Genomic DNA, 19,544 nt, shown 5'->3' with positions numbered 1-19,544 from the left:
GACGCGATGCTCCATGCCGACGCGACGACCGCGCTCGCCGAATACCGCCGGATCTTTCCCGGTGAGGCGGTCGATAGCGTTAAGGACTTCCTTGCTCGTAACCCCGACGACATCCTCAGGTCGAATCCGGCCGGTCATGTCACCGCAAGCGGTCTCGTCTTCGATGGCAACGCCTTGCTGCTGATCTTTCACAAGAAATCGGCGCGGTTTCTCCAGCCGGGCGGCCATGTCGAAAGCGGGGACGCGTCGATTTACGATGCGGCGCGGCGCGAGGTGCTGGAAGAAACGGGCCTTGGCGTTGCGCCGTCGCCGCTGTTTCCGGGCTGCGTACCGTTCAACATCGACGCGCACATCATTCGCGCGCGCCCAGACCGCGACCAGTGCGAGCACTGGCATTATGATTTCCAATATCTGTTCGAGCCGTTGGGCCGCGACGTGCGCATCGATGAAAGCGAGGTCGATGCCTTTCGGTGGGTGCCTCTCGATTATCCTTTCGCGACGAGCGGACTTATAAACGCGGTTCCGAAACTGCAAGAGCTTCTGTCGAAGAGGACGCATTCATGACGCGCATCGTAAAACCCTCGAAACCGCGTCACGACGAATCGCGAAAGCAAGGCCGCGCCGCTGGAGCGAAGGACGCTGACACCGGTCCGCGCGACGGCGCGCCGAAGCAGGAAGCTTGGGCCTTTTCCCGTTTCGGCGATTCGCGGAAAAGCGCCCGCCGACCGAAAACCGCTGGCGAAAGCTTCGCGAAGCTCGCGGCCGGAGAAACGCTTTACGGCCTTCATTCCGTGGAGGCGGCGCTCGCGAACCCGAAGCGGCGCATCCGTCACGCATGGCTGACCGAAAACGCCGCCGCCCGCTTGGCTCCGCTTCTAGACGCCCGGAAAATCGCCGCGACGCTCGCGCTGCCCGCCGACCTCGACGCGCTGACCGGACCGGGCGCTGTGCATCAGGGCGCGGTGCTTCAAGTCGAACCGCTGGCCCAGCCCGGCCTCGACGATTTTCTCGACGCGCTTGGCGATGCGCCCGCGACCGTCGTCATCCTCGATCAGGTCACGGACCCGCACAATGTCGGCGCGGTGCTCCGCTCTGCGGCGGCGTTCGGTATCGGCGCGCTGATCGTGCAGGACCGACACTCGCCGCCGCTGACCGCCGCGCTCGCGAAGTCGGCGTCCGGCGGGCTGGAGCATGTCCCGGTGATCGAGGTGGTGAACCTGGCGCGCGTGCTCGAAAAGCTGAAGGAGCGCGACTTTCTTTGCATCGGCTTCGATTCCGAGGGCGCGCAGCGGTTCGATGCGGCGCTGGCGGGCGGCCGGCGCGTGGCGTTCGTCTTCGGCGCCGAGGATAAGGGACTGCGGCGGCTGGTGCGCGAGGGCTGCGACGCGATTGCGGCGCTTTCCGCCCCCGGCCCGATCAAGAGCCTCAACATCTCGAACGCCGCTGCCATCGTGTTTCACGCGCGGGCACAAGGGCAGGGGGACGCGAAGTGACCATAAGCATGTATGGCATCAAGAATTGCTCCACCGTGAAGAAGGCGCGGACCTGGCTTGAAGAGCGCGGCGTGGCTTACACCTTCCACGACTACAAGACGGCAGGGGCGGACGAGGCGCTGCTGCGCCGTTTCGTGAAGGAGCATGGCTGGGAAGCGCTGCTGAACCGCGCGGGCACGACGTTCCGCAAGCTGCCCGAGGCGGATCGCGAAAATATCGACGAGGAAAAGGCCATCGCGCTGATGTTGGCGAATCCGTCGGTCATAAAGCGGCCGGTGCTCGACCTCGGCAAGAAGACGCTCGTCGGGTTCAAGCCGGAGGTCTATGAGGCGGCGGTGCCAGCCACCAGAGCATGACGCGCAAATGGCGGCCGGTCTTGCGGTAGTTGGAGCGGCGAGTTTGAAATCGGCCTCACTTTTGTGGCGAGTGCCTCGCCGATTTCAATTCATATGCCGCTCTAACACTGCGATTTCAGAGCGCCTCATGGACTTTGAATGCGACTGAAGCCGCTGACCCGTCCGTGGGTCGCATTCAAAGTGCGGCGCGCTGGAGCGAGATTTCCGTCAGCAGCGATCCCGCTCTCCGCGCCGTGTTCAGTTCATCAGCGCCGCGAAGGCCTTATAGAGCACGACCGGATTATGATGGCCCTTGTAGACGGGCGGCGGTGCCTTATCGAGCTGAAGCAGCGAGTAAACCGCCGTCTGTGCCGAGCGCACGGAATATTCCACCGTGAACACGGTATCGTCGGAAAGCTCGCAGAACTGCCCGGCGAAGGCGAGGTTCCACCAGCCCTTAGGCATCACATGTGGCCGATCGCCCGGCGCGCGCGTCAGGAACTCCGCCATGATGTAGGGCATGGTGCGCGGAATGACGATGGCGTTGTCGAGAACCTGCGCGGCCTTGTCCTCGGCCTTGAGATGGCCCAGCACCTCCATCATGATCTCGCGGCCGGTGCATTCCGCCATGGGCTTCTTTACGAAATTGCCGGGGCGGTCGACGGTAAGCCCGTAGCCCCAGAACACCTCGACGCCATCGGGTTGGCCGATGAAGTGCGGCTGCTGGGGCAGGGTGATCGAGAGGAGCCAGCCGGAGTCGGCGAAGGTGATGAGCCCGCCTTCGCCCGGTACGTTGCCGGTGAAGTCCTTCACCAGCCGGAAGAAGGCCGGATCGCGCATCGTGCCCGTGAAAGACACCCATTTCGACTGGTCGACGCGGTTGTCGAACGCCGCTGGCTTGCCGAATTCCGCATGGCCCTCGGCGATCTTCTCCCATAGCCGCCACGCCGCGCCCCGCCGGTTCGGCTCGAACGGTGCGGGCCTGTCCATCGCGCCGGTGGACGCGGAGTCGATCATCGAGCCGAGCGTAACGATGGTGTAGTCGTTCGAGTCGAGCTTGACCTCTTCGACCGCGCCGTCCCTTTCCAGAATGAGGGAGGCGGGACGTTGCGCATCCTCCATGCGCTCGAAGCGTATGTCGGTGACGGCCGCGCCGGTCTTGTAGCGCACGCCGCGTTGCTCGAGCCAGCGCGCGAGCGGCCGCACCATGGTGTCATACTGATTATAGGGCGTGCGCATGAAGCCCTGAAGGCGGCTGAAGCCCGGCATCATATGCACGAAGCGCATCAGATAGCGCTTCATCTCAACCGCACTGTGCCAGGGCTGGAAAGCGAATGTGGTGGCCCACAGCGTCCAGAAGCCGGTCGAGAAGAACGCCTCGTCGAAGTGATCCTTGACGGCGCTCGATCCGAGCACGCTTTCGGGGCTCAACGCGATGTTGATGATGGCGAGCCGATGTTCCTCGCTGAGGCCGAATGCCGGCGAATCGACCTTCTTGCCGCCGCGCACGATGCGGGCATGCGCGTTCGTTTTCAGCGCCTCGTTGCAGGCGAAAATGTCCTGCGTGACCGAGCGCGAACCGTCGAGCGCAGGAATGGTCGAGAACAGATCGAACGTACACACATAATGCGGTTCGAGCACGCGACTGCCGCGCGCGACATAGCCCGTTTCGACGGAGCCAGCCTGATCGAGGCTGCCGCCAGGCCTCGGCTGGTCGCCGTAGATGGTGATGTTGCGTCCGGCGATCTTGCCATCGCGTATGAGAAAAGCTGCGGCCGCAAGAGAGGAGATACCCGCCCCGATCAGATGAAAACGGGCCTCATGAGGATTGGGAAAGTCGGACTTTTCCGTTTGCGGTTCTATGCTCAAGGCCAAGCTCCCTAGGATCGCAAATCGCGTGTCGATCACGAATGAAGCAAACTATTCTTGCTGCTGCCCTGAAGCAATCGGTTCGGGTGTCGCGATAACGCAAAAGTCACCGCAAAGTCTCTGACGGCGAAACCGCCGCTGTCACGCCCCTGTCATGGCACTGTCACGTTCGACGTGAGCCTACCGCTGTTTGCCCAGCGCAGGCATCGCGGAGAGCTTGCGCCGCCAGTTCGGGCGCTCGCGGTCGGTGCCGGGAAGGTTGACGGCGGTCGTCTCGCCCGCGAGGTCGTCGATCTGCTCGATGGCGATAAGCGAGGACGCGGTGCCGACGAGGCGATGCGCGGCGTCCGTCAGAGCAGGATCGAATGGCGCATCGTGCGATGCATCGAACGCGATGCCTTCCGCCGCAAGAAGCTCTATGAGCGCGGCCTTGTCGTTCGAGCGCCGGTCGCGTGCTGCCGCCGCTTCTTCCGGTGCGATGAGGCCGAGCGCTTCCTTCTCGCGGATGTCCACGCCTTCCCACCAGCCTTTCAGCGTCGGTAAATCGTGCGTCGATATGCACGCTACGGACTTCGCAGGGTAGGTGCGGGGCGGAGCGAAGCCTTCGCCGTCGCGCTCGAACCAGAAGACGCGATAGCTCAGCACGTCCGCCGCTTCCATCGTCTCGCGGAAGCCCCAAGGCACGGTGCCGAGGTCTTCGCCGATGACGACGCAGCGCGCGCGCTGGCTTTCCAGCGCGAGTTCGCCGATGAGATCGTCCACGGGAAAGCCGATATACGCGCCTTCGCGGCCGCTCGCGCCCTCGGGAATTACGAAAAGCCGCGCGAGGCCCATCGCGTGGTCGATGCGAAGCGCGCCCGAGTGACGCATGTTTGCCGCGATGACGCCGCGAAACACATCGTAGCCGTTGCGCGTCCAGGCCAGCGGGTTCGGCGGCCGAAGCCCCCAGTTCTGGCCGCCCTCGGCTAGCGGATCGGGCGGTGCGCCGATGGCTGCGCGCTTGAGCATCTGATCCGCGTTCGCCCAGGCTTCCGCGCCGTCCGGTGCAGCGCCCACGGCGAGGTCGCGATAAAAGCCGAGCCACAGCCCGGCGTCAGCGCCGCGCCGCGCGGCTTCATTGAGCTGCGTCTCGGCGACCCATTGCGTCCATTGATGGAAGCGGACGCGTGGCGCATGCTCCGCCGCGAAGGACGCGAGCGCGGACGGATCGCGGTTGCGAAGCGCGTCGGGCCATGCGGGCCAAGGTTCGCCGGGGCGCGTCTCGCCGATTGCCTCGAACAGCGCGAAGCCTGCGAGCGCTGTGCCGCCCGCCGCGACAAAGGCGTTGAAACTCGTCTTGTCGCCCGCCGCCTCGAAATCCGCGAACGCCGCCTCAAGAACGGCGCGCTTGGCATTCCAGACGCCCGCGTAATCGACGGTCGGCGTGCCCGAAAGCTTGGCGAAGGCGGCGGCATGCTGTGCGAATGCATCGCGCGCGCGGGCGCCTTCGAGCGATGCGACATCGATATAAAGCGGATCGAGGAAGCGCCGGTCAGACGGGTAATAAGGGCTGGCGCGCTCGCGATCGCCCGGAAACAGCGCGTGCAGCGGGTTCAGGCCGAGCGTGGCATAGCCAGCGTGCGCGGTGTCTTCAGCGATCCGGCCAAGCGTCGTGAAATCGCCGATGCCCTGATCGCCATCTCGTCGGAGCGAATAGAGCTGCGCGGCGAGGCCGGTTGCCTTTCCGCCATCGCGGAGCCGCTCGGGCAGATAGCAGCGGCGCGGCGCAACCGTCAGGCGGCACGCGGCGTCGGGGTGGGTTTCAAGGCGGAGCGTGTAGCGGCCGGGCGCGAGCGAGGGCAGGGGCGCGCGGATCGTGTCGATGCGGCGGCCGTCCGGCGCGTTGATCGTTTCGGACGCGGCCACTTCAAGCGCGACGGCATCCTCGCCGCCGTCCTCGCGCCCGACGATCAGCCAGCGCGGTGCGCGGCGGTCATCGGTTGCGATGCGAAGCGTCGCCGCCTCGTCTTCGCGCGCGACAAGCGAAAATGGCAGCTTGCGGCGGAAGCGCTCATCCGAGAGGCGGCCGAGGCTCGCCCGCGCCTCGCCGCCCGTTTCGGCGGGAAAGCCCATGTCGGAGAGCAACGCGCGCTTCGTGTCGTCCGGCACGACATGGCGTTCGCCGGTGATGTCATACCAGTCCGGCGCGATGCCCGCCGCCCGCGCGAGGTGGTCGAGAAGCCCTGGCTCGGCGTTGCGGCGCTTCGTCCGCTCGTCCGTTTCTCGTTCCTCTGTCAGGATCACAACCGAGCGCGGCGCGATTTCGGCGACCCCATCCGCCGATGCGCTTCGCGGCTCGCCGGTTTCGTCCGAACTATCGAGCACGGTGCGCCATGCAAAGCCCTCGCGCGGTTCCGGCAACCCAACCCGCACCGCGTCCCGCCCGGCATGAAGCGCAACCAGCACGCGATCCGCCGCGATGCCGTCGGTCTGCGGCGCGTAGAGTGCAGCGATCACCGTGTGAAGGTCGCCGCGCGTCCAGTCTTCAGCCCGCATCGGCGCGCCGGACGGCGACAGCCATTGCACATCGGGGACGCTGCTCGCATCTTGCGGTTCGCCTGACAGGAAACGGTCGCGCCACAGCGCCGGGTGCGCCGCCCGCAGCGCAATCGCACGGGCCGTGAACGCTGTCAGCGCCGCGTCGGCCTTGGCCCAGTCGAGCCACGCGGTTTCATTGTCCTGCGCGTAGGCGTTGTTGTTGCCGTGCTGCGTTTGGCCGGTTTCCGCGCCCATGACGAGCATCGGCATGCCGCGTGCGAAAAGGAGCGTCGCGAGAAGCGCGCGCTCATCGCGCCGCCGCGCCGCGAGGATGGCGGCATCGTCGGTCGCGCCCTCAACGCCGTTATTCCACGACAGATTGTCGTTCGTGCCGTCGCGGTTCTGCTCGCCGTTGGCCGCGTTGTGCTTTCGCTCGTGGCTGACGAGGTCGGCCAGCGTGAAGCCATCGTGGGCTATGACAAAGTTCACGCTCGCGGACGGGCCGCGCTTGCCGAAGACGTCCTGCGAGCCGGAAAACCGCGTAGCCATTTCCGACGCAAGCCCGCTGTCGCCGCGCCAGAAGCGGCGCACGCTATCGCGAAACTTGTCGTTCCACTCGCTCCAATTTGCCGGGAACGCGCCGACCTGATAGCCGCCGGGACCGATGTCCCACGGCTCCGCGATGAGGCGAAGGCGGTGCAGGACCGGATCTTGCGCAATGGCCGCAAGCAGCGGCGCTTCGGGGTCGAAGCCCGTCTCGCGGCGCGCGAGCGTGGTCGCAAGGTCGAAGCGGAAGCCGTCCACGCCGCCGAGCGTCGCCCAGGCGCGAAGACTATCCATGATGAGGCGCAGCACGGCGGGGCGGTCGGCCGCGAGAATGTTGCCGCAGCCCGCGTCGTTCACATAGAAGCGCGAATCGTCGGCGCGAAGCCGATAGTAGCTTGCGTTGTCGAGGCCGCGAAAGCTCACCGTTGGACCGAGTTCGTCGCCTTCGCCCGTGTGGTTGAAGACCACATCCACGATGATCTCGATGCCCGCTGCGTGCAGCGCATCCGTCGCCGCGCGCACCTCGGCCCAGCCGTCGGGCGCAAGGCGCGGGTCTGGGGCCATGAAGGCGACGGGGTTGTAGCCCCAATAATTCGTGAGGCCTACCGCCGCGAGGTGTCGCTCGTCGATCCACGCCGCGCAGGGCAGAAGCTCGACCGCCGTCACGCCGAGCTTCACAAGGTGCTCGATGGCGGCGGGGTCGGCCAGCCCGGCAAAGGTGCCGCGCACGGGTTCCGGCACGTGCGGGTTCCGCTTCGTGTAGCCCTTGACGTGCAGTTCGTAGAGGATGGCGGGCGCGCCGGTCGCGGCGAAGGCGCGCGCATCGCGCGGCTGATGCGAAAGGTCGAGCGCGATAGCCTTCGGCATCGCGGCGACGCTGTCGGTATCGTCGCGCGTGAGGTCGTCGGTGCCGGGCCGATAGCCGAACATCGACGCATGAAGCTTGAACGGGCGGTCGAGCGTCAGCGCATACGGATCGACGAGAAGCTTTGCCGGGTTGAAGCGATGGCCGTTCGCGGGATCATATGGCCCGTGTGCGCGAAGCCCGTAACGCGTCCCCGCGCCGATCCCCTCGACGCGGCCGTGCCACACATCGCCCGTGCGAGAAGGCAGGCGGATGCGCTCGATCTCGCGCTCGCCCGCCGCATCGAACAGGCAAAATTCGATTGCGGTCGCATGCGCGGAGAACACGGCAAAGTTCGCGCCACGTCCATCGAGCGTCAGGCCAAGCGGCTCGGGCGAGCCATCGCCGACGCGGATGGCCGTCACGCCGTCGCGCCCGAAGCCGTCGAGCGCTCCGCGACAAGCTCGCGATAGAGCAGAGCGTAGCGTTTTGCGGGCGCGCGCCACGACACGTCCGTCGCCAGCCCGTTGAGTTGAAGCCGCCGCCACGTGTCGCGGTCGCGGAACAGGCTTGCCGCCTTGCAAAGCGCGAGTTCGAGGCTTTCGCGCGTGCCGGGCTGGAACATGACGCCCGTCGCCACACCCGCCGCGAGCGCCATTTCGTTGGCGTCGATGATGGTGTCTGCGAGGCCGCCGACACGCGCCACGAGCGGAACCGCGCCATAGCGCAGCGCGCAGAGCTGCGTCAGGCCGCATGGCTCGAAGCGCGACGGCACGGCCAGCGCGTCCGATCCTGCCTGAATGCGGTGCGCGACCGCTTCGTCATAGCCGATCCGCACGCCGACGCGACCGGGGTGTGCGACCGCCGCCGCACGAAACCGTGCTTCAAGGTCCGCGTCGCCCGCGCCGAGAAGCGCAAGCTGCATGCCTTCGCCGAGAAGCACCGGCAGCGCCTCGGCGAGGATGTCGAGCCCCTTCTGCCAGGACAGGCGACTGACCACGCCAACCACCAGCGCGCCCGGTTCGGCGTCAAGGCCGAAGATGCCTTGAAGCGTCGTTTTATTCTTCGCCCGCGCGTCGAAGGTTTTGGCGCTGTAGTGGGCGGCGATGCGCGGGTCCGTCTCCGGGTTCCACACGCCGGTGTCGATGCCGTTCAGGATGCCGGAGAGCCGGGCAGCGCGTTCGCGCAACAGGCCATCGAAGCCCATCCCTGTCTCTGTCCGCTGGATCTCCTGCGCGTAGGAAGGCGAGACGGTGGTAATACGGTCCGAGAGGCGCAAGGCGGCCTTGAGGAAGCCGATCATGCCGTAATGTTCGACGCCGCCGATGGAAAAGGCCTCGGGCGGGAAGCCGAGCGGCCCGAGCAATTCGGCCGGAAACTGGCCCTGAAAGGCCAGATTGTGGACGGTGACGACCGTGGCCGCGCCGCCCTTGCCACCATACCGCAGATAGGCGGGTGCAAGAGCCGCCTGCCAATCGTGCACATGCAGGATGTCGGGCTGGAAGGCGGGGATCGCGCCCTCGGCGATCAGCGCGGCCGTCTTCGCGAGTGCGGCAAAGCGGAACGCGTTGTCGGGCCAGTCCGTGCCGTCGGGCTGCGTGTAGGGATTGCCGGGGCGGTCGTAGAGATGCGGCGCGTCGAGCACGAAAAGGTCGAGCGCGCCGGCGGTCGCCGCGAGCACGCGCGCCGGGCCGCCGAACAGGTCGGGGATCGAAAGGGCTGTTTCGCCGCCTTCGAGCGCGCTGATCACGGACGGATAGCCGGGAATGAGCGAGCGCACATCGATTTCGAGGCCGGAGAGCGCGCCGGGCAGCGCGCCGGTGACATCGGCGAGGCCGCCCGTTTTCACGAGCGGATAAAGCTCCGAAGCGGCGGATAAGACCTTGAGACGGCTCACGCTTCCAACCTGTCGATCATGGGCTGGGTGATGAGGCAGATGCCGCGTTCAGTCCGGCGGAAGCGCAGCGCGTCTTCTTCCGGATCTTCGCCGACGACAAGCCCCTCGGGTATTCTTACATTTGCGTCGATGACAACATTGCGAAGGTGACAGGAGCGCGCGACGTGCACATAGGGCAGGATGACCGCGTTTTCGACCTTGGAGAATGAGTTGATGCGCGAGCCGGTTGAAAGGAGCGTGTTGCGGATTGTCGCGCCGGACACGATACAGCCGCCGGAGACGAGCGAGGAGATCGCGGAGCCGCGACGCCCGTCCTCGTCATGCACGAATTTGGCGGGCGGCGTGACTTCGTTATAGGTCCAGATCGGCCAGTTCTGATCGTAGATGTCGAGGTCGGGAACGACATGCGTCAGGTCGATATTGGCCTGCCAGTAGGCGTCAACGGTGCCGACGTCGCGCCAGTAGGCGCCGGGCTCGGTTTCCGACCGCACGCAGGAGCGGTTGAAGCTGTGCGCAACAGCTTTGCCGTTCTTCACGATGTATGGAATGAGATCCTTGCCGAAATCGTGGCTCGAATTCGGATCGGCGGCGTCGCGACGCAGCAGGTCGAAGAGGAATTTCTGTTCGAAAACATAGATGCCCATGCTGGCGAGCGAAACATCCGTGTTGCCGGGCATCGTCGGCGGATCGGCAGGCTTTTCGACGAATGAAATGATTTGGTCCGTCTCGTCGACATGCATCACGCCGAAGCTGCTTGCCTCGGCGACAGGCACCTCGATGCAGCCCACGGTCACGTCCGCGTTCTGATCGACATGCTGCTGGAGCATGAACTCATAGTCCATCTTGTAGACGTGGTCGCCAGCGAGGACGACGATATATTTGGTGCCGTAGTCTTCGATGATATCGATGTTCTGATAAACGGCGTCGGCGGTGCCGAGATACCAGAGCGACTCGGAGACGCGCTGGCTTGCTGGCAGGATGTCGAAGCTTTCGTTCCGAATCGGGCGCAGGAAATTCCAGCCGCGTTGCAGATGGCGGATCAGGCTGTGCGCCTTGTACTGTGTCGCCACCGCCATGTGACGGATGCCGGAATTGTAGGCATTGGACAGCGCAAAATCCACAATTCGCGACTTGCCGCCGAAATAGACGGCGGGTTTCGCGCGCCGGTCGGTCAATTCCAACAGGCGGCTGCCACGTCCACCCGCGAGGACATAGGCCATCGCGTGACGTGCAAGAGGGGAGCTTCCAACCGGTCTCATTGTGTCCTCCGAGTCGAGCTTCTGCCTGCCATACCGAAGGCGGCACGAAAACAGAACTGCACTCGTGTTAATTCGGCTGGCGCCTCGCGCGAACGCCGGGGAAGTTTCGGAACCATTCCCGAAACAGTGCGCTGTGGCGCTTACCGATCCCTTCGAAAGTGAAGGAGAACCATCACAGTTTTTTGAACGATGCACACAATCCGGGTCTAAACCGAGTCATGTTCGAAATAAACAGTTGCGAGGGGTGGCAGAGTGATTTCCGCCGATGCGGGCAAACCGTGGCTCTCCTGCATCGAAGCGTGGACTTCGCCGAAATTGCCGATACCCGCACCGCCATACTCCGGCGCATCCGTGTTGAGAATTTCGCGCCAGCGCCCGGCGAAGGGCAGCCCGATGCGATAATTATAGCGCGGTTCCGGCGTGAAGTTGGACGCGACCAGCACCGGCTTCGCGCCCGGTCCGCCATAGCGCACCCATGCGAAAACGGATTGCGCCTCGTCGTCGACCACGATCCACTGGAAGCCCTCCGGCTCGCAGTCGCGCGCATGGAGCGCGGGCTTCTCGCGATGGAGGCGGTTCAGATCGCGGACCAGCGATTGCACCCCGCGATGCGACGCATGGTCGAGCGACCACCAGTCCAGCCCCGCGTCGAAATTCCACTCGGCCCGCTGCGCAAATTCCTGCCCCATGAAGAGAAGTTTTTTCCCCGGATAGCCCCACATAAACCCGTAATAGCCGCGAACATTGGCAAATTTTTGCCAATCGTCGCCGGGCATCTTGCCGAGCACCGAGCCCTTGCCGTGAACCACCTCGTCGTGGCTGATCGGCAGGATGAAGTTTTCGGAGAAGGCGTAGAGCAGCCCGAAGGTGAGCTTGTGATGGTGATATTTTCGGTAGACCGGATCGAGCGCGATGTACGACAGCGTGTCGTTCATCCAGCCCATGTTCCACTTGAAGCCGAAGCCGAGGCCGCCCGCGCTTGTCGGCTGCGACACGCCGGGCCAAGAGGTCGATTCCTCGGCGATAGTCGCGATGCCGGGATAGGTGCCGTAGACGCTTGCATTCGCGTCTTGGAGGAACCGCACGGCGTCGTGGTTCTGGTTGCTGCCATCCGGGTTCGGCAGCCATTCGCCCGCTTTCCGCGAATAGTCGAGATAGAGCATGGACGCGACCGCATCCACCCGCAGGCCGTCGATGTGGTAGCGGTCGAGCCAGTAGATCGCGTTGGAGACGAGCATGCTGGCGACTTCGGCGCGGCCGAAATCGTAGATCGCCGTGTTCCAGTCGGGATGGAAGCCCCGACGCGGATCGGGATGCTCGTACAGCGCCGTGCCGTCGAACTTTGCAAGCCCGTGCTCGTCGGTCGGGAAATGCGCGGGCACCCAGTCGAGGATTACGCCGAGACCTACCCGGTGCGCGCCATCGACGAAGCGCTGGAAGCCCGCCGGGTCGCCGAAGCGCCGCGTCGGAGCGAAAAGCCCGATGGGCTGGTAGCCCCATGATGCGTCGAGAGGGTGCTCCGAAATCGGCATGAGCTCGATATGCGTGAAGCCCATGTCCACGGCATAGGGAATGAGCTGGTCCGCAAGCTCGTCGTAGGACAGGAAACCGCCGTCCCATTTGCGCCGCCACGAACTGGCGTGCACCTCAAGGACCGACATCGGCCCGCGGCGGGCTTCGACCGTCGGCCGCCAGGCCATATGCGCTTCGTCGCCCCATTTATGGCCGTCGGTTCGCGCGACGACGGAGGCGGTGGAGGGGCGCATCTCACCGGAGAAGCCGAACGGATCGGCCTTGAGCGGCTGAATATCGCCGTTCACCCCGATTATCTCGTATTTGTAGACGGTGCCCTCGTCGATGCCGGGCGCGAACAACTCCCAGATGCCGCTGTCGACGCGCTTGCGCATCGTGTGGCGGCGACCGTCCCACTGGTTGAAGTCGCCGACGACAGAGACGCGGCGTGCGTGCGGCGCCCAGACCGCGAACAGCACGCCGTCAGCGCCCTCATGGTGAATCGGATGCGAGCCAAGCCGCTCATAAAGCCGCTTGTGTGTGCCTTCGACGAGCAGGTAATCGTCCATCGGGCCAAGCACAGGGCCGAACTCGTAAGGATCCTGAAAGTCCAACGCGTGTCCGGCGATCACCGCGCGGAGCCGATAGCGAAAGCGCTCCGCCGCTCCCGGAACGAAGGCCTCGAAGAAGTCGCCGAAGCCGCGCCGCTCCAGCGGGACTGTCACGCCGCTTTCGAGGACGGCTCCGAGACGCTCGACGCCCGGCACGAAAGCGCGAATCGCCATTCCGTTGCCTGCGCGATGCAGGCCTAGCACGGAGAAGGGATCGCCATGCGTGGCGGACGCGATCTTTGAAACGTCCTCTTCTCGCACTCGCCAGCTGGCTTCGGTCACAATATCACCCTTGGAGCCCGTTCCGATCCGATTGCATCGCAATTCTGGCCGGTAAAGTGGTCTCTTCTTTTAGGTTAAGAGACGGATTCACCGATCAGGTCGGTCAACCTGATCGGATCCGCTTCTAGCTTTTGCTGACGGTACGGACGGGAACCCGCCAGATGTCTTCCGCATATTCCGCGATGGTCCTGTCGGAGGAAAACCACCCGACGCGCGCGGTGTTCAGGATACTCGAACGCCACCACGATTTGCGGTCTCGCCAGCGAATATCCGCCAGCCGCTGCGCCTCACAATAGGCGTCGAAATCCGCAGTCACCATGAAATGATCATGGTAGGTGAGGATATCCACCAGTTGTTTGTAGCGATCCCGGTCGTCGTGAGAGAACACACCCGACGCCAGGGAGTCGAGCACATCCTTCAGCACCGGCGAACCGGCGATGGTCGCTCGCGCGTCGATTCCCTGAGCGCGGTGGTTCTGCACCTCCTCGGCGGTGAGGCCGAAGATGAAGATGTTCTCATCGCCCACGCGCTCGCGGAGTTCGACATTCGCGCCGTCAAGCGTGCCGATGGTAAGCGCGCCGTTCAGTGCGAACTTCATGTTGCCGGTGCCCGACGCCTCCATGCCGGCTGTCGAGATTTGCTCCGACAGGTCGGAGGCCGGAATGATCCGCTCGGCGAGGCTCACGCAGAAATTCGGCAGGAACACCACCTTGAGCAGCCCGCGAACGGACGGGTCGTTGTTGATGACGCGGCCGACATCGTGGATCATCTTGATGATGAGCTTCGCCTGATGGTAGCTCGCCGCCGCCTTGCCCGCGAAGATCTTCACACGCGGCACGAAATCCTTGGTGGGATGCGCGCGAATATCATTGTAGCAGGCGATGGTCTCCAGCACATTCAGAAGCTGGCGCTTGTACTCGTGGATGCGCTTCACATGCACGTCGAACAACGCGTCCGGGTCCACCTTGATGAGGAGGCGGTCGGTGATGATCTTCGCAAGCGCCTCCTTGTTCTTCTGCTTCACGCTCATGGCGCGCGCCTGGAACTCCTTGTCAGCGGCGACGGCTTCAAGCTTTCGAAGCGCTTCCGGGTCGTCGAGGAAGGCGGGGCCTATCGTTTCTGAAATGAGGCGTGTCAGGCCGGGGTTAGCTTCGAACAGCCAACGGCGGAAGGTGATGCCGTTCGTCTTGTTCACGATGCGGTCGGGATAAAGGCTGTGGAGGTCGCGGAACACCGTTTCCTTCATGAGGTCCGTGTGAAGCTGCGACACGCCGTTGACCTTGTGCGAGCCGAGGAAGGCGAGGGTGCCCATACGCACGCGCCGGCCGGAGTGTTCGTCGATCAGCGACACGCTGGAGAGAAGCCCCCAGTCATGGTGCCCCGCCGAGCGCAGGCGGTCGAGATGCAGCGCGTTGATCAGGTAGATGATCTGCATGTGACGCGGGAGCAGCCGCTCCATCAGCGGAACGGCCCAGCTTTCGAGCGCCTCCGGCAGAAGCGTGTGATTGGTGTAGGAGAATGTCTGCTGCGTGATGCGCCACGCTTCGTCCCATTCGAGCGCGTACACGTCGACGAGCAAGCGCATCATCTCTGCGATGGCGATCGCGGGATGCGTGTCGTTGAGCTGGATGGCGTTCTTTTCAGCAAGGGTCGTGATGTCGCCATGCTGGGCGAGATGGCGGCGGATCAGGTCTTTCAGCGAGGCCGCCGCGAAGAAATATTCCTGCCGAAGCCGAAGTTCCAGCCCGGCTGGCGTCGAGTCGCTCGGGTAGAGCACTTTCGAGATGCTTTCCGCGCGCACCTGGTCGGCCTGCGCCGCCACGTAATCGCCGGCGTTGAACACGTCGAGACGGAGCGGATCGGGCGCGCGCGACCGCCACAGGCGGAGCGTGTTCACCGAAGCGCCGCGCCAGCCCGCCACGGGCGTGTCATAGGCGACCGCCTCGACGATCTCATTCGGCTTCCAGATCTGTGCGGCGCGGCCGTCTGCCTTGGCCTCTACGGAGCCGCCGAAGCCGATCTCATATTCGATTTCGGGCCGCGGGAACTCCCAAGGATTGCCGAAGGCGAGCCAGTCTTCGGGATATTCATGCTGCCAGCCATCCTTGATCGCCTGCCGGAACAGGCCGTGATCGTAGCGGATGCCGTAGCCGTATGCCGCGACCGAGAGCGTCGCCATGCTTTCCATGAAGCACGCTGCGAGGCGCCCGAGGCCACCATTGCCGAGTGCCGCGTCCGGCTCGATCTCGCGCAGTTCTTCGAGGTCCACGTCGAGGCCGGACAGCGCCTCGCGTACGGAGGCTGTGAGGCCGAGATTGTTGAGGGAGTCCATCAGCAGGCGGCCGATGAGAAACTCCAGCGAGAGATAATAGACCCGACGCTGGCCTTGATCGAAGCTCTCCTGCTTCGAGTCGATCCAGCGCTCCACGATGCGGTCGCGCACGGTGAGCGCGGTTGCCAGGAACCAGTCCCGCGTGCTGGCGGACGAGCGGTCCCGCCCCGTCTTCGAAATGAGATGCGCGAGAATCTGCTCACGAAGCTCCACGATCCGTTCCTGCGCATTTTCGCGTTCGTCGCCTTCAGCGGCGTGCACTCTCAATTCTGCTTGCGACTTCGTTTCGGTCATGGTCCCTTTTTTCCCCGGTCCGCATCGACTGATAATGCGGCGCCGTTTTGACACGGCTGTGAAGCCGAGAGCGTTAGCTCGATAGCCGCCGCTGGATAATAAAACAAGAGCGTCGGGCCGTCGCGAGACGCTTTCCTGATTGTGAACGCGACGCCCGCGCGAACGATAAAAATGACGGCTTGTCCCGGACACCCCGCGTAAACACTTTATCCTGAGAGTGGCGGCAGGCGACAGCGCAGCGGGGACGAACCATGGGCGGAGATTTGAACGCGATCCTTTATACGGTTTCGACGTGGGTCGTTCCGCTATTGCTCGCGATTACGCTCCATGAGGCGGCGCACGGCTTCGCGGCCCGCCGCCTTGGCGACAACACCGCATGGATGCTCGGCCGTGTCACGCTAAATCCGTTCAAGCACGTCGATCCGGTCGGAACTGTGCTCATACCTGCCATGCTGCTTCTGGCACGCGCGCCGTTCCTGTTCGGCTGGGCGAAGCCGGTGCCGGTGAATTTCCGCAATCTGAACAATCCGCGCCGGGACATGATTATCGTGGCTCTTGCGGGCCCCGGCGCGAACATCTTTCTCGCGGTGGTTTCGGCGCTTCTTTTTTACGTCGCGCGGGAATTGCCATCGCCTGCGAATGCGTGGGTCGCACAGAACCTTGTGAACAGCATCCTGATCAACGCGATCCTCGCCGTGTTCAACATGCTGCCGATCCCGCCGCTCGATGGCGGCCGCGTGCTGACCGGGCTTCTGCCTCGCCGCCTCGCCTATCGCTTCGAGGGGCTGGAACCTTACGGGCTGCTCCTGATCCTGACGCTGATCTTCCTCCTGCCTTTCGCAGGGCGGAGCGCCGGGCTCGACCTCGATTTCTTCTCGCGATATCTGATGTGGGCGTCGAGCGGCGTGGTCAACGCGATCCTGTCGATCACCGGTATCAGATAGCGACCGATCATCGACATTTGATCGAAGCGTGATCGTTTTCGGATGCGCTCGGCTTTACCTCCGGGCGCATCTTTTTTACCTTTCCGACCTCAATTTCCCGATATGTCGCATGTGCGACACGTGTCGGACTTTCGACACCGCCGTGGATTTAAAACTATTCCGCACTTTTCAGCCGCTTAGGCGTTTGGCACGTCTCCTGCTTTACGAGTTGCGCGCTGCGTATCGACGCGGCGGTTTTACCAGGCGGAATGCGGGATGCGCGACCTCTCAAACGGTCTCAACGGAACGAACGACGGCGACGGGGTTGCAGGCGACGACAACGCGCTGTTCATCCGCCGCACCCTTTCGGGCCGCGTCGCCATTAACGACACGACGCTCAGGGATGGCGAGCAGACGCCGGGCGTCGCCTTCACGGCCGCCGAGAAGATGCAGATCGCGGCCGCGCTCGCCGATGTCGGCGTGGACGAGATCGAGGTGGGCACGCCCGCCATGGGCCGCGACGAGCAGGAGGCAATCCGCCGGATCGCGAAAGCTGGCCTGCCGTTGCGCGTCATTGCGTGGTGTCGCATGCGTCGCGGCGACGTGGACGATGCCATCGCTTCCGGCGTGTCCATCGTGAACCTATCCGCGCCCGTCTCACGCTTCCAGATTGCCGCAAAATTCGGCGGTTCGCTGCCGCGCGTAGTGGCAGCCGTCACCGACGTCATCGGCTATGCCCGTGCGAAAGGCCTTGAAGTCGCTTTCGGCGGCGAGGACTCGTCGCGCGCCACGCGGGACACGCTCGAACCCATTCTCGAAGCGGCGGCCAGAGCCGGTGCGGTGCGCTACCGTTTCGCCGACACGCTCGGCGTGCTCGACCCGATTTCCATCCGTGCCGCCATCGAAGCCGTAAGGCGCATCACGGATCTTCCCATCGAATTTCATGGCCATGACGATCTCGGTCTGGCCACAGCCAACACGCTGGCCGCGTTGGAAGCAGGAGCGAGCGCGGCCAGCGTGACCGTCAACGGTCTGGGCGAGCGGGCGGGCAATGCCCCCCTCGAACAGATTGCGGTTGCGCTCGACTCGCTCTTCGCGCAGGCCACGCGCATCCATCTGCCCGCCCTCGGCCATCTGAGCGAACTCGTCGCCCGGTGCAGCGGCCGCGAAATCGCGCGCTCCGCTCCCATCGTCGGCAAGGACGTCTTCACGCACGAATCCGGTATTCACGTCGACGGCATCCTCAAGAGCAAGGACTGCTACGAGGCGCTGTCGCCGCGCCGCCTCGGCCGAAACCATCGTTTCGTCGTCGGCAAGCATTCAGGGCTTGCGGGTTTGCGTCACGAGTTGTCTTATCTGGGCTTGCAACTCACCGAGGACGAGGAACGCCGTCTTCTTGCCGCTGTCAGGGGCTATGCGGAAAAGCACAAAGCCTGCATTCCGTCTTTCACCCTGCTGAGGCTCGCCGCCGCCCTCGTGGACGAGCGGTCAGACGGCAACACGGGCGTTTGTCCCATAAAGCGGTCGGCATCGTCGTCTCGTCTGAAGGCGGTATCGTGACGCGCGGTGGAAACGAAAGGTTGGCATCAATGAGCGTTTTGTCGGATCTCGAAAAGCTTCCCTCGGCGGAAGATTTCTTCGCGTATCTCAACGTCGATTACGATCCTGATCGCCTCAAGGTGGCTCGTCTGCATATTCTGAAGCGCATGGGGCAGTATCTCGCGCAGCGCGATTTTGCCGGCGCGACCGACGAAGAGATTTATGCGGCCGCGCGCGAAACGCTGGCTCATGCCTATGACGATTTTGTAAAGTCGACGCCGCTTCAGGAGCGCGTCTTCAAGGTTTTGCAGGAGCACCACCCCGACCGGCCGAAGGAAGAAGCGCCGAAGGCTTTCGTGCCCCTTGACTCACTAACCATCATTGGCCGCTAGGCGGCACGCAGGAAGGGTTGAACCATGCATATCGTCGTTTGCATCAAACAGGTTCCGGACAGCGCGCAAATTCGCGTGCATCCGGTGACGAACACCATCATGCGGCAGGGCGTGCCGACCATCATCAACCCGTATGATCTGTTCGCCATCGAGGCGGCGCTTCGCCTGCGCGACAAGCACGGCGGCAACGTGACGGTGCTGACGATGGGTCCGCCAATGGCCGAGGATAGCCTTCGCCGCGCGCTGACCTATGGCGTCGACCGCGCCGTGCTCCTCACCGACCGCGCCTTCGCCGGTTCCGATACGCTCGCAACGAGCTATGCGCTTTCGCAGGCCATCATCAAGATCGGCAAGACCTATGAGCCGGTCGACATCGTGTTCACCGGCAAGCAGACCATCGACGGCGACACCGCGCAGGTCGGTCCCGGCATCGCCAAGCGCCTCGACCTGCATCAGCTCACTTACGTTTCGGGCATCAGCGAAGTTAACCTTGAGGGCAAGACCATCACCGTCGAGCGTCGCGCCGAGGGCGGCGTGCAGGTGCTCAAGTCGAAGCTGCCCTGCCTCATCACCATGCTCGAAGGCACGAACGAAATTCGTCGCGGCTCCATCGATGTGGCGCTCGCGGCCGCCCGCGCCGAGATCGTGACCTGGAACGCCGCCGCGGCTGGCGTCGCCGAGATGGGCAAGTGCGGCCTCAAGGGCTCGCCGACCGTGGTGAAGCGTGTGTTCGCGCCGGCGGCTCGCGCCGAGAAGGCGAAGATCATCGACATCGGCGGCCTTGCGCCGGACGCGATGGCAAGCAAGGCGCTGGACGAGATCTTCGGCCGCCTGCCGACCATCGAAAAAGAACTCACGGCCATGGCCCAAAGCTAAGCCAGCAGCGCGCAATACGGAGA

The 19,544-nt window shown here is 64.2% G+C and carries 13 protein-coding genes; 7 read left to right on the top strand and 6 right to left on the bottom strand.

The window, feature by feature from the left end:
* Positions 1-6 precede the first annotated feature (6 nt).
* The 3 genes from RVAN_RS18720 to RVAN_RS05715 are packed head-to-tail and all read left to right on the top strand — an operon-like array spanning position 7 to position 1,849.
* Complete coding sequence (locus tag RVAN_RS18720) at positions 7-564, top strand: NUDIX hydrolase (protein ID WP_013418812.1); 558 nt, start codon at positions 7-9, stop codon at positions 562-564.
* Complete coding sequence (rlmB, locus tag RVAN_RS05720) at positions 561-1,493, top strand: 23S rRNA (guanosine(2251)-2'-O)-methyltransferase RlmB (RefSeq protein WP_013418811.1); 933 nt, start codon at positions 561-563, stop codon at positions 1,491-1,493. The genes RVAN_RS18720 and rlmB overlap by 4 nt, the downstream gene beginning before the upstream one ends.
* Positions 1,490-1,849 carry an ArsC family reductase gene (locus RVAN_RS05715; protein WP_013418810.1) on the top strand — a complete coding sequence of 120 codons (360 nt, stop codon included), beginning with the start codon at positions 1,490-1,492 and terminating at the stop codon, positions 1,847-1,849. Before rlmB ends, RVAN_RS05715 begins: the two co-directional genes overlap by 4 nt.
* A gap of 237 nt (positions 1,850-2,086) precedes the next feature.
* On the opposite strand, the gene RVAN_RS05710 is transcribed toward RVAN_RS05715, so the two are convergent.
* The 6 genes from RVAN_RS05710 to RVAN_RS05685 all read right to left on the bottom strand — a co-directional run bounded on the left by RVAN_RS05710 (position 2,087) and on the right by RVAN_RS05685 (position 15,791).
* Complete coding sequence (locus tag RVAN_RS05710) at positions 2,087-3,697, bottom strand: oleate hydratase (protein ID WP_013418809.1); 1,611 nt, start codon at positions 3,695-3,697, stop codon at positions 2,087-2,089.
* 180 nt (positions 3,698-3,877) lie between these two features.
* Complete coding sequence (gene glgX, locus RVAN_RS05705) at positions 3,878-8,029, bottom strand: glycogen debranching protein GlgX (protein WP_013418808.1); 4,152 nt, start codon at positions 8,027-8,029, stop codon at positions 3,878-3,880.
* A complete protein-coding gene (gene glgA, locus RVAN_RS05700) occupies positions 8,026-9,501 on the bottom strand; it encodes a glycogen synthase GlgA (RefSeq protein ID WP_013418807.1) in 1,476 nt (491 codons plus the stop codon). The genes glgX and glgA overlap by 4 nt, the downstream gene beginning before the upstream one ends.
* Positions 9,498-10,760: a glucose-1-phosphate adenylyltransferase gene (gene glgC / locus RVAN_RS05695; RefSeq protein ID WP_013418806.1), complete on the bottom strand. Its 1,263-nt coding sequence runs from the start codon at positions 10,758-10,760 to the stop codon at positions 9,498-9,500. Before glgC ends, glgA begins: the two co-directional genes overlap by 4 nt.
* A gap of 206 nt (positions 10,761-10,966) precedes the next feature.
* Positions 10,967-13,165, bottom strand: coding sequence for a 1,4-alpha-glucan branching protein GlgB (glgB, locus tag RVAN_RS05690; RefSeq protein ID WP_013418805.1), 2,199 nt, complete (start codon positions 13,163-13,165; stop codon positions 10,967-10,969).
* A gap of 124 nt (positions 13,166-13,289) precedes the next feature.
* Positions 13,290-15,791, bottom strand: coding sequence for a glycogen/starch/alpha-glucan phosphorylase (locus RVAN_RS05685; RefSeq protein WP_013418804.1), 2,502 nt, complete (start codon positions 15,789-15,791; stop codon positions 13,290-13,292).
* A 251-nt stretch (positions 15,792-16,042) separates the two neighbouring features.
* Here RVAN_RS05685 and RVAN_RS05680 point away from each other — a divergent pair, with 251 nt between their 5' ends.
* From RVAN_RS05680 to RVAN_RS05665, 4 genes are all read left to right on the top strand, one after another.
* Entirely contained in the window at positions 16,043-16,735 is a 693-nt protein-coding gene (locus RVAN_RS05680) for a site-2 protease family protein (RefSeq protein WP_013418803.1), read from the top strand.
* Positions 16,736-16,990: 255 nt separating this feature from the next.
* The gene (gene nifV / locus RVAN_RS05675; protein WP_013418802.1) at positions 16,991-18,274 is read left to right on the top strand and encodes a homocitrate synthase; all 1,284 of its coding nucleotides are present in this window, start codon (positions 16,991-16,993) and stop codon (positions 18,272-18,274) included.
* A gap of 29 nt (positions 18,275-18,303) precedes the next feature.
* Positions 18,304-18,645, top strand: coding sequence for a nitrogenase stabilizing/protective protein NifW (gene nifW / locus RVAN_RS05670; RefSeq protein WP_013418801.1), 342 nt, complete (start codon positions 18,304-18,306; stop codon positions 18,643-18,645).
* Between the two features lie 24 nt (positions 18,646-18,669).
* Positions 18,670-19,521: an electron transfer flavoprotein subunit beta/FixA family protein gene (locus RVAN_RS05665; RefSeq protein WP_013418800.1), complete on the top strand. Its 852-nt coding sequence runs from the start codon at positions 18,670-18,672 to the stop codon at positions 19,519-19,521.
* Positions 19,522-19,544 lie beyond the last annotated feature (23 nt).

It is taken from the genome of Rhodomicrobium vannielii ATCC 17100 (assembly GCF_000166055.1).
Taxonomy (GTDB): domain Bacteria; phylum Pseudomonadota; class Alphaproteobacteria; order Rhizobiales; family Rhodomicrobiaceae; genus Rhodomicrobium; species Rhodomicrobium vannielii.
This window is presented reverse-complemented; position numbering and strand designations above follow the sequence as displayed.

Excerpts from the sequence above, each read along its gene's own strand:
- RVAN_RS18720 (WP_013418812.1), top strand. The coding sequence starts at position 7 with ATGCTCCATGCCGACGCGACGACCGCGCTCGCCGAATACCGCCGGATC.
- rlmB (WP_013418811.1), top strand. The coding sequence starts at position 561 with ATGACGCGCATCGTAAAACCCTCGAAACCGCGTCACGACGAATCGCGA.
- glgC (WP_013418806.1), bottom strand. The coding sequence starts at position 10,760 with ATGAGACCGGTTGGAAGCTCCCCTCTTGCACGTCACGCGATGGCCTAT.
- RVAN_RS05685 (WP_013418804.1), bottom strand. The coding sequence starts at position 15,791 with ATGACCGAAACGAAGTCGCAAGCAGAATTGAGAGTGCACGCCGCTGAA.
- RVAN_RS05680 (WP_013418803.1), top strand. The coding sequence starts at position 16,043 with ATGGGCGGAGATTTGAACGCGATCCTTTATACGGTTTCGACGTGGGTC.
- nifV (WP_013418802.1), top strand. The coding sequence starts at position 16,991 with ATGCGCGACCTCTCAAACGGTCTCAACGGAACGAACGACGGCGACGGG.
- nifW (WP_013418801.1), top strand. The coding sequence starts at position 18,304 with ATGAGCGTTTTGTCGGATCTCGAAAAGCTTCCCTCGGCGGAAGATTTC.
- RVAN_RS05665 (WP_013418800.1), top strand. The coding sequence starts at position 18,670 with ATGCATATCGTCGTTTGCATCAAACAGGTTCCGGACAGCGCGCAAATT.